The organism is Roseococcus sp. SYP-B2431 (genome assembly GCF_004336745.1).
Lineage (GTDB): Bacteria > Pseudomonadota > Alphaproteobacteria > Acetobacterales > Acetobacteraceae > Roseococcus.
Genome location: NZ_SJXD01000027.1, coordinates 83998 through 98578, shown reverse-complemented (window position 1 = coordinate 98578; position 14581 = coordinate 83998). Strand labels below are relative to the sequence as shown.

Below are 14581 nucleotides of genomic sequence, written 5' to 3'. Positions count from 1 at the left end.
ACGCCCCCCACACCTTACGCGGGTGTAGCTCAGTTGGTTAGAGCGCCGGCCTGTCACGCCGGAGGTCGCGGGTTCGAGCCCCGTCACTCGCGCCAGATTTCCTCTCCTGATCCATCGCTTGACCGGCCCTGCGGCCGAGCCCCTTCCGGGCGCATGGCCCGTTCACGGCCAGCCGTGAGAGGAGCTCCGGTTGCGAATCATTCGCAAGAATGCTCAATGAATTCCTTGGCCTGGGGCGGCTTTAACCCGCTCCCCCTATGGCAACATGACGCGGCCTTGCTGTATGGTGCGCCGCGTCAGAGGGGGCCGTATTTTCCACCTGGCTGGCGCTCGTTCCGGGCGCGGATTTGTGAACGCAAGGCACGACCATGACGCAGCCCCTGCTCGCCGAGTATTTTCCCATTCTCGTCTTCCTGGGTATCGCCGGCGCCATCGCCATCGCCATGGTCGGCGGCAGCATGCTCGTGGCGCGGCAGAAGCCGAATGCGGAGAAGCTCTCGGCGTATGAGTGCGGCTTCGCCCCCTTCGACGACACCCGCCGGCGCTTCGACGTGCGTTTCTACCTCGTCGCCATCCTCTTCATCATCTTCGACCTTGAGGTCGCCTTCCTCTTCCCCTGGGCCGTCACACTCGGGGAGATCGGCTGGCTCGGCTTTGGCTCGATGATGGGCTTCCTGGGCGTGCTGACGGTGGGTTTCATCTACGAGTGGCGCAAGGGCGCCCTGGACTGGGAGTAAGCCCATGACCGACCTTGCATGGAACCGTGAAGCGGCTCCGCCCGGGCCGCAGCAGGACGCGGTGCTCCGCGCCGTTACCGGCGAGATGGAGGAGAAGGGCTTCGTCGTCGCCAACCTGGACAAGGTGGTGAACTGGGCCCGCACCGGCAGCCTCTGGCCGATGACCTTCGGCCTCGCCTGTTGCGCCGTGCCGATGATCCACGCCTATATGGCCCGCTACGACCTCGATCGCTTCGGCATCATCCCGCGCGGCTCGCCGCGGCAGTCGGACGTGATGATCGTGGCCGGCACGCTGACCAACAAGATGGCGCCCGCACTGCGCAAGGTCTACGACCAGATGAGCGAGCCGCGCTGGGTCATCTCCATGGGCAGCTGCGCCAATGGCGGCGGCTACTACCATTACAGCTACAGCGTGGTGCGCGGCTGCGACCGCGTCGTGCCGGTGGACGTCTACGTGCCCGGCTGCCCGCCGACGGCGGAGGCGCTGGTCTATGGCATCCTCCAGCTGCAGCGGAAGATCCGCCGGACCGGGACCATCCTCCGTGGTTGATCGGCTCGACAGCGACATCCGCGCCGCGCTGGGCGATCGCCTGCCGGTCGAGTTCAGCCGCGCCCGCTACGGCGCCGAGCTGGTGGTCCACGCGACGCGCGAATCGCTGCTGCCGCTGATGCTGCTGCTGCGCGACACGCCCGCGCTCGACTTCGCCCAGCTCATGGACATCTGCGGCGTGGACTGGCCCGAGCGGCCCGAGCGTTTCGACGTGGTCTACAACCTGCTCTCGCTGACGCGGAACCAGCGCGTCACCGTGATCGTGCCGACCGACGATTCGCAGCCGGTGCCGAGCGTGTCGCCGATCTGGCCGACCGCGACCTGGTTCGAGCGCGAGACCTGGGACATGTACGGTGTCGTCTTCGCCGGCCTCGCCGACCTGCGGCGGCTGCTGACCGATTACGGCTTCGAGGGGCATCCGCTCCGCAAGGACTTCCCGCTGACCGGCTTCGTCGAGGTTCGCTACGACGAGGAACTGGGGCGCGTCGTGCAGGAGCCCGTGAAGCTGACGCAGGACTTCCGCTCCTTCGACTTCCTGAGTCCCTGGGAGGCGATGACCTCGCTCCCGGGCGACGAGAAGGTGCACCTCAACCGGCTGCCCCCGCCCGAGCCGGCCAAGACGGAAGGGGACAAGCCGTGAGCGATCTCAGCCCGACCGAGGATCTGAGCCCCATCGGCGCGGAGGCCGAGCCGCCGCGCCGCATCGTGGAGATGGACAGCCACACCATCAATTTCGGCCCGCAGCACCCCGCCGCGCATGGCGTGCTGCGCCTCATCCTGGAGATGAAGGGCGAGGTGGTGGAGCGCGCCGATCCGCATATCGGCCTGCTGCATCGCGGCACCGAGAAGCTGATCGAGTACAAGACCTATCTGCAGGCCAATCCGTATTTCGACCGCCTCGACTACGTATCGCCGATGTGCATGGAGCACAGCTTCTCGCTGGCGACCGAGCGCCTGCTCGGCATCACGCAGGATATCCCGGAGCGCGCCCAGTATATCCGCGTGATGTTCGCCGAGATCACGCGCATCCTGAACCACCTGCTGAACGTCACGACCTACGCGCTGGATTGCGGCGCCATCACGCCGGCGCTCTGGGGCTTCGAGCAGCGCGAGCACCTGCTCGAGATGTACGAGATGACCTCGGGCAGCCACTACCATGCGAACTACTTCCGCACCGGCGGCGTCTCCCGCGACATCCCGGCCGCCCTGCCGGACAAGATCGAGCGGTGGATGGCACAGTTCCCGCAGTTCCTCGACGAGCTCGAAGGACTGCTGACGAACAACCGCATCTTCAAGCAGCGCACCGTGGACATCGGCGTGATGACGGCCGAGCAGGCGATGGAGTGGGGCTTCTCCGGCCCCTGCCTGCGGGCCTCCGGCGTGGCGTGGGATCTGCGGAAGGCGCAGCCCTACGACGTCTACGACCGGATGGAGTTCGACATCCCCGTCGGCCGCAACGGCGACTGCTACGACCGCTACCTGGTCCGCATCCAGGAGATGCGGCAGTCGCTGCGCATCATTCGCCAGTGCCTGGACCAGATGAAGCCGGGGCCGGTGAGAATCCTGGACAACAAGATCGTGCCGCCGAAGCGCGGCGAGATGAAGCGCTCGATGGAAGCGCTGATCCATCACTTCAAGCTTTACACCGAGGGCTATCACGTGCCGGCGGGCAGCACCTACACCGTGACCGAGGCGCCGAAGGGCGAGTTCGGCGTCTATCTGGTGTCCGACGGCACCAACAAGCCGTATCGCTGCAAGATCCGCGCGCCCGGCTTCGCGCATCTCCAGGCGATGGAGACGCTGAGCAAGGGCCACATGCTGGCGGACGCCGTTTCCATCATCGGCAGCCTCGACATCGTCTTCGGGGAGATCGACCGATGAGTGGCGGCGGGACGGGCGTGGGCGGCGGCTTCGAAGGCACGCACGCCATCGGCAAGGCCGAGGCGGAGGAGCCCACGCATTTCGCCTTCGACGCGGAGAGCGAGGCGCAGATCGCCAAGATCGTCGCGCGCTATCCGGAAGGGCGGCAGGCGAGCGCGGTGATCGCCACGCTCTACATCGCGCAGAAGCAGATGGGCCGGCAGACGGGCAGCGCCTGGGTGCCGCGCGTGGCGATGGACGCGGTGGCCGCGCGCCTCGGCATGGCGCCGGTGCGCGTCTACGAGGTCGCGACCTTCTACTTCATGTTCAACACCAAGCCGATCGGCAAGTTCCACCTGCAGGTCTGCGGCACGACGCCCTGCTGGCTCCGCGGCTCGGACGAGGTGTTGCGCGCCTGCAAGGATGCGGGCCACCTCAAGGGCTATGGCGACACCAGCGCCGACGGCCTCTTCACCATGACCGAGGTGGAATGCCTGGGCGGCTGCGTGAACGCGCCGGTCCTGCAGGTGGACGACGACTACTACGAGGACATGGACTACGAGAGCACGGTGAAGCTGCTGGAAGCGCTCAAGCGCGGCGAGCGGCCGAAGCCCGGCTCCGTGATCGGCCGGCAGACCAGCGCGCCCGAGGGCGGACCGATGGTGCTGACCGGGTCGGAGGAATAGGCATGGCGCTCGCCGACAAGGATCGCATCTTCACCAACCTCTACGGCACCCAGCCGTGGAACCTGGAAGCGGCGCGCATGCGCGGCGACTGGGACGGCACGGCCGGCATCCTGGCCAAGGGGCGCGACTGGATCGTCGAGGAGATGAAGCAGTCCGGCCTGCGCGGCCGCGGCGGCGCCGGCTTCCCGACGGGGCTCAAATGGTCCTTCATGCCGAAGGAGCGGCCGGCGGATGGGCGGCCGGTCTATCTCGTCGTGAACAGCGACGAGTCCGAGCCGGGCACCTGCAAGGACCGCGACATCCTGCGGCACGATCCGCACAAGCTCATCGAAGGCTGCCTGATCGCCGGCATGGCGATGGGCGCGACCGCGGGCTACATCTACTATCGCGGCGAGTACTTCAACGAAGGCAACATCCTCCAGGCCGCGATCGACGAGGCCTATGAGGCCGGGCTGCTCGGCAAAAACGCCTGCGGCAGCGGCTACGATTTCGAGCTCTACTCGCATCGCGGCGCCGGCGCGTATATCTGCGGCGAGGAGACGGCGCTCATCGAGAGTCTCGAGGGCAAGAAGGGCATGCCGCGGCTGAAGCCGCCTTTCCCCGCGGCCGTCGGCCTCTATGGCTGCCCGAGTACGGTGAACAACGTCGAGACGATCGCCGTCGTGCCGACCATCCTGCGGCGCGGGGCCGGCTGGTTCGCCGGCTTCGGCCGGCCGAAGAATTCCGGCACCAAGATCTTCTGCCTCCAGGGCCATGTGAACAAGCCGTGCAACGTCGAGGCCGAGATGAGCATCCCGCTGCGGGAGCTCATCGACCGCTATGCCGGCGGCGTGCGCGGTGGCTGGGACAATCTGCTGGCGGTCATCCCCGGCGGGTCTTCCACGCCCATGATTCCCAAGTCGGTCTGCGACGACGTGCTGATGGATTTCGATGCGCTGCGCGAGCACAAGACGGGCCTCGGCACCGCCGGCGTGATCGTGATGGACAAGTCGACCGACCTCATCAAGGCGATCCAGCGTCTGTCCGCCTTCTACAAGCATGAGAGCTGCGGCCAGTGCACGCCCTGCCGCGAGGGCATGGGCTGGGTGAACCGCGTCATGTTGCGCATGGTCGAGGGCAGGGCGGAGATCGAGGAGATCGACGTGCTGGAGCAGGTCACGCGGCAGATCGAGGGGCACACCATCTGCGCGCTGGCCGATGGCGGCGTCTGGCCGGTGCAGGGCCTCATCCGCCACTTCCGGCCGATGATGGAAGAGCGCATCGCCGAATATAAGGCAAAGCATTTCCCGATGGCGGCGGAGTAGGTCATGGCCAAGGTCACCGTCGACGGCATCGAGGTCGAGGTCCCCAACGGCGCCTCCGTGCTCCAGGCCTGCGAGGCCGCGGGCAAGGAGATTCCGCGCTTCTGCTACCATGAGCGGCTGAGCGTCGCCGGCAATTGCCGCATGTGCCTGGTCGAGGTCGAGAAGGCGCCGAAGCCCATCGCCTCCTGCGCCTATCCGGTCGCCGACGGCATGAAGGTCTTCACCGACACCCCCATGGTGCGCAACGGCCGCCGGGGGGTGATGGAATTCCTGCTGCTCAACCACCCGCTGGATTGCCCGATCTGCGACCAGGGCGGCGAGTGCGACCTGCAGGACCAGGCCGTCTCCTATGGCAAGGACCATAGCCGCTACCGCGAGGAGAAGCGGTCGGTGAAGGACAAATATGTCGGCCCCCTGATCAAGACGATCATGAACCGCTGCATCCAGTGCACGCGCTGCGTCCGCTTCGCCGCCGAGGTGGCTGGCGTGCCGGAACTGGGCGCGACCGGCCGCGGCGAGAGCATGGAGATCGGCACCTATGTGGAGAAGGCGCTGACGAGTGAGCTATCCGGCAATCTGATCGACATCTGCCCGGTGGGCGCGCTGACCTCGCGCCCCTATGCCTATGTCTCGCGCCCCTGGGAGCTGCGGAAGACCGACAGCGTGGACGTGCTGGACGCGACGGGCGCGGCCATCCGCGTGGACGTGCGCAGCGGCGAGGTGCTGCGCATCCTGCCACGCACGAATGACGACGTGAACGAGGAGTGGATCGGCGACCGCTCGCGCTTCGCCTTCGACGGGCTGAAGCGCAAGCGCCTCGACCGCCCGTGGCTGCGGCGCGACGGCAAGCTGGTGCCGGCGAGCTGGGCCGAGGCCTTCGGCGCCGTGGTGCAGGGCGTGCGCGGCAAGACGATCGGCGCCATCGCGGGCGATACCGTGGAGACGGAGAGCCTCTTCGCGCTGAAGGCGATGCTGGCCGCCATGGGCAGCGCCAACCTCGACTGCCGCCAGGACGGCGCGAAGATCGACGTCTCGCGGCCGGACTACTATCTCTTCAACAGCGGCATCGCGGGCATCGACCAGGCGGACGCGATCGTTGTCATCGGCAGCAATCCGCGAGTCGAGGCACCGGTGATCAATGCGCGCATCCGCCGGCGCTGGTCGCATGGCGGGATGCGCGTGGGCGTGATCGGCCCGGCGCTGGACCTGACCTATCCGGCCACGCAGTTGGGCAGCGGCCCGGGCGACATCGCGCGTGCGGCGGAATTCCTGTCCGGCGCGAAGCACCCGATGATCCTCCTCGGCCGCGGCGCGCTGGCGCGCGACGATGGCGCGGCGGTGCTCGCGGCGGCCTGGGATCTCGCCAGGGCCTCCGGCGCCCTGCGCGAGGACTGGCACGGCTTCAACCTGCTGCACCTCTTCGGCGGCCAGGTCGGCGCGCTGGATCTCGGCTTCGTGCCGGGTCCGGGCGGGCTCGACATGGCGGCCATGCTCTCGGGCGGCGTCGAGGCGCTCTGGCTGCTGGGCGCCGACGGCTTCGACGCCGCGCGAATCCCGGCCGGGACCTTCGTGGTCTACCAGGGCCATCACGGCGAGGCCGCGGCGGCGCGGGCCGACGTGATCCTGCCGGGCGCGGCCTATACCGAGAAGGACGGCACCTGGGTGAACACCGAGGGCCGCGTGCAGCTGGGCCGCCTCGCGGTAATGCCGCCGGGCGAGGCCCGCGAGGACTGGCGCATCATCCGCGCGGCCTCGCAATTCCTCGGCGTCACGCTGCCATTCGACACGCTCGACGCGCTGCGCGCCGAGATGAGGGCCGCCCATCCGGTCTTCGGCCGGATGGGCCGGGGGCCGCTCGCCGGCTGCACGGACGATGCGGGGCCAAAGGGGGGCGCGCTGGGCGCCGCGCCCTTCGCCCTGCCGATCGCCAACTACTGGCAGGTCGACCCCATCACGCGGGCCAGCGCGACCATGGCGGAATGCGCCTCGGTCTATCTGAAGCCGCAGCCCCTGCTGGCGGCGGAGTAAGCCGATGGCCGAATTCCTCGCCTCGCCGCTGGGCATCCTGGCCCTCACCGTCGCCAAGACCCTGGCCCTGCTGGTGCCGGTGCTGATCTTCGTCGCCTACCTCACCTGGGCCGAGCGCAAGGTGCTCGCGGCCATGCAGATGCGCCGGGGCCCGAACGTGGTCGGCCCCTTCGGCCTGCTGCAGCCCTTCGCCGACGCGCTGAAGATGCTGATGAAGGAGACGATCATCCCCTCGGGATCGTCGCGCCTCCTCTTCCTCGGCGCGCCGATGCTGACCTTCACGCTGGCCATGCTGGGCTGGGCGGTGATCCCGGTGAATGACGGCTGGGCGATCGCCGACATCAACGTCGGCATCCTCTACCTCTTCGCGATCAGCTCGCTCGGCGTCTACGGCGTCATCATCGCGGGCTGGGCGTCCAACTCGAAATACGCCTTCCTGGGCGCGCTGCGCTCGGCGGCGCAGATGGTCAGCTACGAGGTCTCGATGGGCTTCGTGATCGTGACCGTGCTGATGTGCGTGGGCTCGCTGAACCTGACGGAGATCGTGCGGGCGCAGGAGAACCTCTGGTTCGTCATCCCGCTCTTCCCGATGTTCATCATCTTCTTCATCAGCACGCTGGCCGAGACCAACCGCGCGCCCTTCGACCTTCCCGAAGGCGAGTCCGAGCTGGTGGCGGGCTTCTTCGTCGAATACAGCTCGATGAGCTTCGCGCTCTTCTTCCTCGGCGAGTACGCGAACATGATCCTCATGTCGTCGCTGACGACGATCCTGTTCCTGGGCGGCTGGTACGCGCCCTTCGCCTTCGAGCCCTTCACCTGGATCCCCGGCCCGGTGTGGTTCATCCTGAAGGTCTGCTTCTGCCTCTTCACCTTCATCTGGGTGCGCGCGACCTTCCCGCGCTACCGCTACGACCAGCTGATGCGGCTGGGCTGGAAGGTCTTCCTGCCCTTCAGTCTCGTCTGGCTCGTGCTGACCGCGGCGTTCCTCAAGCTGACCGGGATGCTTCCCGCATGACGACCCTCGACCGCTTCGCGCGATCCTTCCTGCTGGCCGAGCTGGCCGGAGGCATGTGGCTGACGCTGAAATACTTCTTCCGCCGCAAGGTCACGCTCAACTACCCCTACGACAAGGCGCCGCTCTCGGCGCGCTTCCGGGGGGAGCATGCCCTCCGCCGCTACCCCAACGGGGAAGAGCGCTGCATCGCCTGCAAGCTCTGCGAGGCCGTCTGCCCCGCGCAGTGCATCGTCATCGAGGCCGAGCCGCGCGAGGACGGCTCCCGCCGGACCACGCGCTACGATATCGACATGACCAAGTGCATCTATTGCGGCATGTGCGAGGAGGCCTGCCCGGTGGACGCCATCGTCGAAGGGCCGAACCTGGAATTCGCGACGGAGACGCGCGAGGAGCTGATGTACGACAAGGAGCGCCTGCTCGCGAATGGCGACCGCTGGGAAAGCGTGCTCGCCAAGCGCCTCGAGCTCGACGCGCCCTATCGCTGAACGGATGCCGGACATGACCTTCTCACAGGAAAGGCCGACGCCGTGATCGCAGCGCTCGCCTTCTACCTCTTCGCCTTCATCCTGATCGCCTCCGCGGTGATGGTCGTCACCTCGCGCAATCCGGTGCATTCGGTGCTCTACCTCATCCTGGCCTTCTTCAACGCGGCGGCGCTGTTCCTGATCGCGGGGGCGGAGTTCCTCGCGATGATCCTGGTCATCGTCTATGTCGGCGCGGTCGCGGTGCTCTTCCTCTTCGTCGTGATGATGCTCGACGTGGACTTCGTGCAGCTGCGCGAGGGCTTCCAGCGCTATGCGCCGATCGGGGCCATCATCGGCGGCATCCTTTTCCTGGAGCTGCTCTTCGTGCTCGGCGCCTGGCAGTTCTCGGCCAACGCCGCCGAGCTGCGGCTGTCGCCGACGCCGGAGGGGGTGTCCAACACCCAGGCGCTGGGGCGGCTGATCTATACGGACTACATCTACCTCTTCCAGGCTTCGGGGCTGATCCTGCTGGTCGCGATGATCGGCGCCATCGTGCTGACGCTGCGCGAGCGCCAGGCCGACAGCCGGCGACAGGACATCGCCGCGCAGGTCGCGCGCTCGCCGGAGCTGACGATGGCCCAGCCGGTCCTCGGCCAGGGCATCCGGCGCGAGGACATCCTCCGCCCGCTGCCGCCGCCCGCGAAGGCCGCGCCCATCGCGCATGACGACCACGGGCACGGATCTCACGGCGGCGGGGGGCACCACTGATGCTGACCATCGGCCTCGCGCACTACCTGACGGTGGGCGCCATCCTCTTCGTCCTCGGCATCTTCGGCATCTTCCTGAACCGGAAGAACGTCATCGTCATCCTGATGTCGATCGAGCTGATCCTGCTCAGCGTGAACCTGAACCTCGTGGCCTTCTCGTCCAGCCTGGACGACCTGGCCGGCCAGGTCTTCGCGATGTTCATCCTGACGGTCGCGGCCGCGGAGGCCGCCATCGGCCTGGCCATCGTCGTCATCTACTACCGGAACCACGGCAGCATCGAGGTCGAGGATATCTCGGCCCTGAAGGGTTAGACCGATGTTCGTCGGCGCAGTCTTCTTCCCCCTGCTCGGTGCCTGCATCAGCGGCTTCCTCAACCGCTGGATCGGCGTGAAGGCCTCCATCTGGTCGAGCGTGGCCTGCATGGTGCTGGCGGCCATCTGCGGCTCGCTCGCCTTCTGGCAGGTGGCCCTGGGCGGCCAGCCCACGACCGTCACCCTCTTCACCTGGCTGGATGTGGGCGAGCTCGAATTCGCCTGGGCGCTCCGCTACGACACGCTGAGCGCGATCATGGTCGGCATGGTGACCTTCATCTCCACGCTGATCCACATCTATTCCATCGGCTATATGTCGCATGACGCGACGCCGCCGCGCTTCTTTGCCTATCTCTCGCTCTTCACCTTCATGATGCTGATGCTGGTGACGGCGGACAACCTCGTGCAGCTCTTCTTCGGCTGGGAGGGCGTCGGCCTCGCGAGCTACCTGCTCATCGGCTACTGGTACGAGAAGGAAAGCGCGAACGCCGCGGCGATGAAGGCCTTCATCGTGAACCGCGTGGGCGACGTCTTCTTCATGCTCGGCATGGCGCTGACCTTTCTCACCTTCGGCTCGCTGGACTTCGACACGATCTTCGCGGCCGCCGCCTCCAAGGTGGACGCCACCTTCATGGGCATCCCCTCGCTGGAGCTGATCGGCCTGCTGCTCTTCGGCGGCGCCTGCGGCAAGTCGGCGCAGCTGGGCCTGCACACCTGGCTGCCCGACGCCATGGAGGGCCCGACGCCCGTCTCCGCGCTGATCCATGCGGCGACGATGGTGACGGCCGGCGTGTTCCTCATCTGCCGCATGTCGCCGATCATGGAATACGCGCCCTTCGCGCTGGCCGTGGTCACGGTGGTGGGCGCCTCGACGGCCCTCTTCGCGGCCACGATCGGCTGCGTGCAGAACGACATCAAGCGCATCATCGCCTATTCGACCTGCTCGCAGCTCGGCTACATGTTCTTCGCCGCGGGCGTCGGCCTCTATCAGGCGGCGATGTTCCACCTCTTCACCCACGCCTTCTTCAAGGCGCTGCTCTTCCTGAGCGCGGGCTCGGTCATCCACGCCATGTCCGACGAGCAGGACATCCGCAGGATGGGCGGCATCTGGAAGAAGATCCCCGTCACCTATGTGGTGATGTGGATCGGCTCGCTGGCGCTGGCCGGAATCCCGATCTTCGCGGGCTTCTACTCGAAGGACGCGATCCTCGAGGGCGCCTTCGGCGCGCATAGCGGCGTGGGCATGTACGCCTTCGTCTGCGGCATCGTCGCGGCCTTCCTGACGGCCTTCTACTCCTGGCGCCTGCTGATCCTGACCTTCCACGGCAAGCCGCGCGCCGACCAGCACACCATGGACCATGTCCATGAGAGCCCGGCGGTGATGCTGATCCCGCTGATCCTGCTCGCGGCCGGCGCGGTGCTGACCGGCATGGTCTTCGCGCCCTACTTCATCGGCGACGGCCATGAGCAGTTCTGGAACGGCGCGATCTTCAACCTGCCCTCCAAGCACATGATGGAGGCCATGCACCACGTCCCGCACTGGGTGCCGAACCTCGTCCTGACGGTGGCCGTGAGCGGCATCGTGCTCGCCATCATTCTCTACGGCTTCTTCCCGAAGGTGCCGGGCAGGATCGCCGCCGCGGTGCCCGGCCTGTACCGCTTCCTGCTGAACAAGTGGTACTTCGACGAGCTCTACGACGCGATCTTCGTGCAGCCCGCCAGGCGCCTCGCGCGCCAGCTCTGGCAGGTGGGCGACGTCCGCATCATCGACGGCATGCCCAACGGCGCCGCCAGCCTCGCGGCCGGCACCGCGCGCGGCGTGGTGAAGCTGCAGACGGGGCGGGTGGCGAACTACGCCTTCGCCATGATCATCGGCCTCGTGGTCTTCGTGACTCTCTTCCTGACGGGGCGCTGAGCCATGAACGCCGCGGGTTTCCCGATCCTTTCCCTGCTCACCTTCCTGCCCATGCTCGGCGTGCTCATCCTCATGATGGTGCGCGGCGAGGAGGCGGTGGTCGCGAGCAATGCGCGCTGGACCGCCCTCTGGACCAGCCTGATCGTCTTCGTCCTCTCGCTCGTTCTCTGGGTGCGGTTCGACAAGTCCTCGGCCGACTACCAGTTCCTCGAACAGGTGAGCTGGCTGCCGGATTTCGGCATCGGCTATGCGATGGGCGTGGACGGAATATCGGTCCTCTTCGTCCTGCTCTCGACCCTGCTGACGCCGCTCTGCATCCTCGCCTCCTGGAACTCGGTGCAGACCCGCGTGCGCGAGTACATGATCGCCTTCCTCGTCCTCGAGACGATGATGGTCGGCATGTTCTGCGCGCTGGACTTCATGCTCTTCTACATCTTCTTCGAGGGTGTGCTGATCCCGATGTTCCTCATCATCGGGATCTGGGGCGGGCCGCGGCGGGTCTACGCCTCGTACAAGTTCTTCCTCTACACCTTCTTCGGCTCGGTCTTCATGCTGCTCGCGATCATCGCGCTGTGGTACCAGGCCGGCACGACGAGCATCCCCGAGCTCGCCGAGTTCGACATTCCCTTCAACATGCAGGTCTGGCTCTTCCTCGCCTTCTTCGCGAGCTTCGCGGTGAAGGTGCCGATGTGGCCCGTCCACACCTGGCTGCCCGATGCGCATGTCGAGGCGCCGACGGCGGGCTCGGTGATCCTGGCCGGCGTGCTGCTGAAGATGGGCGCCTACGGCTTCCTGCGCTTTTCCATCCCGCTGCTGCCGGAGGCGAGCGCCTATTTCGCGCCCGCGATGTATGTGCTGAGCATCGTGGCGGTGGTCTACACCAGCCTCGTCGCGCTGGCGCAGCAGGACATGAAGAAGCTGATCGCCTACTCGTCCGTCGCGCATATGGGCATCGTGACGCTGGGCATCTTCACCTTCAGCCAGCAGGGCATCGAAGGCGCGCTCTTCACCATGCTCTCGCATGGCGTGGTCTCCGGCGCGCTCTTCCTCTGCGTGGGCGTGGTCTATGACCGGCTGCACACGCGCGAGATCGCGCGCTACGGCGGCGTGGCGAAGGTGATGCCGGCCTATGCGATGGTCTTCATGCTCTTCACCATGGCGAGCGTGGCACTCCCTGGCCTGGCCGGCTTCCCGGGCGAGCTCCTGGTGATCCTCGCCGCCTGGGCGATCAACCCGTGGGTGGCGGTGGGCGCGGCCACCGGCATGGTGCTGGGCGCGGCCTATATGCTGACGCTCTATCGCGGCGTGGCGTTCGGCAAGCTCACCAGGGACGACGTCCGCCGCATGCTGGACCTGGAGCCGCGGGAATACGCGGTCTTCGCGCCGCTGATCGTCCTGGCCCTGTGGATGGGCGTCTATCCGCAGTCCTTCCTCTCCTTCTTCTCGGCGACGGTCGCGCAGATGGTGCAGCAGCACCAAGCGGCGATCGGCACCGCGTCGCGTCTGGCAGGCCTCTGATGAACTGGACCCTCGCCCTCCCGGAACTGGTGCTGTCCGTCTGCGGGCTCGCCATCCTTGTCTTCGGGGTGATCCCGAAGCGGGACATGACCTTCCCCTGCACCATGGCCGTCATCGGTGCCTTCGTGCTGACGGGCGTGCTGGTCATCGGCCAGGCCGAGGGGACCGCCTTCGGCGGGCAATATGTCGCCGACGACTTCTCCGCCTTCATGAAGCTGCTGTCGCTGGCCGCGGCCGCCCTGGGCCTGCTGCTCGCGCTGGACTGGAACGCGAAGGAGGGGCTGTCGCGCTTCGAGTTCCCGGTCCTCGTCCTCTTCGCCACCGTCGGCATGATGGTGATGATCTCGGCCAATGACCTGATGAGCCTGTATCTCGGGCTCGAGCTGCTGTCCCTGCCGCTCTACGTGCTGGCCGCCTTCGACCGCGACAACCCGCGCTCGGCCGAGGCGGGGCTGAAGTACTTCATCCTGGGCTCGCTCGCCTCGGGCATGCTGCTCTACGGCGCCTCGCTGATCTACGGCTTCGCCGGCACGACCAATTTCGACCGACTGGCGGACGCGCTCTCCGCCGAGGCGGGCATCTCCGCCGGCGTGGTGGTGGGCATCGTCTTCGTGATCGCCGCGCTGGCCTTCAAGCTCGCGGCCGTGCCCTTCCACATGTGGACGCCCGACGTCTACGAGGGCGCGCCGACCCCGGTCACGGCCTTCTTCGCCTCGGCGCCCAAGGTCGCGGCGCTGGCGCTGCTGGTCCGCGTGCTGTCCGGCCCCTTCGGCGAGGTGATCGGCCAGTGGCAGCAGGTCGTGGTGCTGTCCGCCATCCTCTCGATGGTGCTGGGCGCCTTCGCGGCGATCGGACAGAGGAACGTGAAGCGGCTGATGGCCTATTCCTCCATCGGCCATGTGGGCTTCATCCTGATGGGCCTCGCCGTGGGCGGCGAGACGGGCCTGCGCGGGGTGCTGGTCTACACCGCCATCTACATCGCCATGAACATCGGCGCCTTCGCCGTGCTCGTCGCCATGCGCCGCAACGGGCGCGCGGTGGAGGGCGTGGACGACCTGGCGGGGCTGGGCCGCACCGATCCGGCGATGGCGCTGGCCATGGCGATCTTCATGTTCTCCATGGCCGGCGTGCCGCCGATGGCGGGCTTCTTCGCCAAGATCTACGTGCTGCTGCCGGCCATCGAGCAGGGCTTTTGGGGCATGGCCGTCATCGGCGTGCTCTCCTCGGTCGTCTCGGCCTATTACTACCTGCGCATCGTGAAGGTGATGTACTTCGACGCGGCGGCAACCGGCTTCGACCTGCGGCCGGCGGGCGTCTCCGTCGTGCTGGCGGGGACGGGGCTGTTCACCCTGTTCTTCTTCCTCTTCCCGGCGATGCTGCTGGATGCGGCACGGCACGCGGTCGCGGCCCTCATCGGTTGAGGAC

At 67.1% G+C, this 14581-nt stretch carries 14 protein-coding genes and 1 tRNA gene; all 15 read left to right on the top strand.

All coding sequences use genetic code 11. The features are described 5' to 3' along the window. Positions 1-18 precede the first annotated feature (18 nt). The 15 genes from EJV46_RS16940 to nuoN all read left to right on the top strand — a co-directional run bounded on the left by EJV46_RS16940 (position 19) and on the right by nuoN (position 14577). Positions 19-95, top strand: a tRNA-Asp gene (locus tag EJV46_RS16940). A gap of 273 nt (positions 96-368) precedes the next feature. Then, positions 369-737, top strand: coding sequence for an NADH-quinone oxidoreductase subunit A (locus tag EJV46_RS16935; protein ID WP_131549885.1), 369 nt, complete (start codon positions 369-371; stop codon positions 735-737). Positions 738-741: 4 nt separating this feature from the next. Next, positions 742-1287 carry an NADH-quinone oxidoreductase subunit B family protein gene (locus EJV46_RS16930; RefSeq protein ID WP_131549884.1) on the top strand — a complete coding sequence of 182 codons (546 nt, stop codon included), beginning with the start codon at positions 742-744 and terminating at the stop codon, positions 1285-1287. Continuing rightward, the gene (locus tag EJV46_RS16925; RefSeq protein WP_240782610.1) at positions 1280-1927 is read left to right on the top strand and encodes an NADH-quinone oxidoreductase subunit C; all 648 of its coding nucleotides are present in this window, start codon (positions 1280-1282) and stop codon (positions 1925-1927) included. Before EJV46_RS16930 ends, EJV46_RS16925 begins: the two co-directional genes overlap by 8 nt. A gap of 71 nt (positions 1928-1998) precedes the next feature. Next, positions 1999-3168: an NADH-quinone oxidoreductase subunit D gene (locus tag EJV46_RS16920; protein WP_131550139.1), complete on the top strand. Its 1170-nt coding sequence runs from the start codon at positions 1999-2001 to the stop codon at positions 3166-3168. Further along, positions 3165-3833 carry an NAD(P)H-dependent oxidoreductase subunit E gene (locus tag EJV46_RS16915; protein ID WP_131549882.1) on the top strand — a complete coding sequence of 223 codons (669 nt, stop codon included), beginning with the start codon at positions 3165-3167 and terminating at the stop codon, positions 3831-3833. The genes EJV46_RS16920 and EJV46_RS16915 overlap by 4 nt, the downstream gene beginning before the upstream one ends. Before the next feature lie 2 nt (positions 3834-3835). Further along, positions 3836-5137, top strand: a complete 1302-nt coding sequence (nuoF, locus tag EJV46_RS16910) for an NADH-quinone oxidoreductase subunit NuoF (protein WP_131549881.1) — start codon at positions 3836-3838, stop codon at positions 5135-5137. Positions 5138-5140: 3 nt separating this feature from the next. Next, entirely contained in the window at positions 5141-7165 is a 2025-nt protein-coding gene (gene nuoG, locus EJV46_RS16905) for an NADH-quinone oxidoreductase subunit NuoG (protein WP_131549880.1), read from the top strand. A gap of 4 nt (positions 7166-7169) precedes the next feature. After that, positions 7170-8180, top strand: coding sequence for an NADH-quinone oxidoreductase subunit NuoH (nuoH, locus tag EJV46_RS16900; RefSeq protein ID WP_131549879.1), 1011 nt, complete (start codon positions 7170-7172; stop codon positions 8178-8180). Next, positions 8177-8665: an NADH-quinone oxidoreductase subunit NuoI gene (nuoI, locus tag EJV46_RS16895; RefSeq protein ID WP_131549878.1), complete on the top strand. Its 489-nt coding sequence runs from the start codon at positions 8177-8179 to the stop codon at positions 8663-8665. The genes nuoH and nuoI overlap by 4 nt, the downstream gene beginning before the upstream one ends. A gap of 42 nt (positions 8666-8707) precedes the next feature. Continuing rightward, positions 8708-9412, top strand: coding sequence for an NADH-quinone oxidoreductase subunit J (locus EJV46_RS16890; RefSeq protein ID WP_131549877.1), 705 nt, complete (start codon positions 8708-8710; stop codon positions 9410-9412). Next, positions 9412-9723 carry an NADH-quinone oxidoreductase subunit NuoK gene (gene nuoK / locus EJV46_RS16885; RefSeq protein WP_206020851.1) on the top strand — a complete coding sequence of 104 codons (312 nt, stop codon included), beginning with the start codon at positions 9412-9414 and terminating at the stop codon, positions 9721-9723. Before EJV46_RS16890 ends, nuoK begins: the two co-directional genes overlap by 1 nt. Before the next feature lie 4 nt (positions 9724-9727). Continuing rightward, complete coding sequence (gene nuoL / locus EJV46_RS16880; RefSeq protein ID WP_131549876.1) at positions 9728-11638, top strand: NADH-quinone oxidoreductase subunit L; 1911 nt, start codon at positions 9728-9730, stop codon at positions 11636-11638. Between the two features lie 3 nt (positions 11639-11641). Then, complete coding sequence (locus EJV46_RS16875; protein ID WP_131549875.1) at positions 11642-13156, top strand: NADH-quinone oxidoreductase subunit M; 1515 nt, start codon at positions 11642-11644, stop codon at positions 13154-13156. Next, positions 13156-14577: an NADH-quinone oxidoreductase subunit NuoN gene (nuoN, locus tag EJV46_RS16870; protein WP_131549874.1), complete on the top strand. Its 1422-nt coding sequence runs from the start codon at positions 13156-13158 to the stop codon at positions 14575-14577. Before EJV46_RS16875 ends, nuoN begins: the two co-directional genes overlap by 1 nt. The last annotated feature ends 4 nt before the right edge of the window (positions 14578-14581 follow it).

What these genes read in the sequence shown, in the direction of transcription:
- EJV46_RS16920 (WP_131550139.1), top strand. Translation starts at nt 1,999, where the DNA reads ATGGACAGCCACACCATCAATTTCGGCCCGCAGCACCCCGCCGCGCAT.
- nuoH (WP_131549879.1), top strand. Translation starts at nt 7,170, where the DNA reads ATGGCCGAATTCCTCGCCTCGCCGCTGGGCATCCTGGCCCTCACCGTC.
- nuoL (WP_131549876.1), top strand. Translation starts at nt 9,728, where the DNA reads ATGTTCGTCGGCGCAGTCTTCTTCCCCCTGCTCGGTGCCTGCATCAGC.
- nuoG (WP_131549880.1), top strand. Translation starts at nt 5,141, where the DNA reads ATGGCCAAGGTCACCGTCGACGGCATCGAGGTCGAGGTCCCCAACGGC.
- EJV46_RS16875 (WP_131549875.1), top strand. Translation starts at nt 11,642, where the DNA reads ATGAACGCCGCGGGTTTCCCGATCCTTTCCCTGCTCACCTTCCTGCCC.
- EJV46_RS16935 (WP_131549885.1), top strand. Translation starts at nt 369, where the DNA reads ATGACGCAGCCCCTGCTCGCCGAGTATTTTCCCATTCTCGTCTTCCTG.
- EJV46_RS16930 (WP_131549884.1), top strand. Translation starts at nt 742, where the DNA reads ATGACCGACCTTGCATGGAACCGTGAAGCGGCTCCGCCCGGGCCGCAG.
- nuoK (WP_206020851.1), top strand. Translation starts at nt 9,412, where the DNA reads ATGCTGACCATCGGCCTCGCGCACTACCTGACGGTGGGCGCCATCCTC.
- nuoF (WP_131549881.1), top strand. Translation starts at nt 3,836, where the DNA reads ATGGCGCTCGCCGACAAGGATCGCATCTTCACCAACCTCTACGGCACC.
- EJV46_RS16915 (WP_131549882.1), top strand. Translation starts at nt 3,165, where the DNA reads ATGAGTGGCGGCGGGACGGGCGTGGGCGGCGGCTTCGAAGGCACGCAC.
- nuoN (WP_131549874.1), top strand. Translation starts at nt 13,156, where the DNA reads ATGAACTGGACCCTCGCCCTCCCGGAACTGGTGCTGTCCGTCTGCGGG.
- nuoI (WP_131549878.1), top strand. Translation starts at nt 8,177, where the DNA reads ATGACGACCCTCGACCGCTTCGCGCGATCCTTCCTGCTGGCCGAGCTG.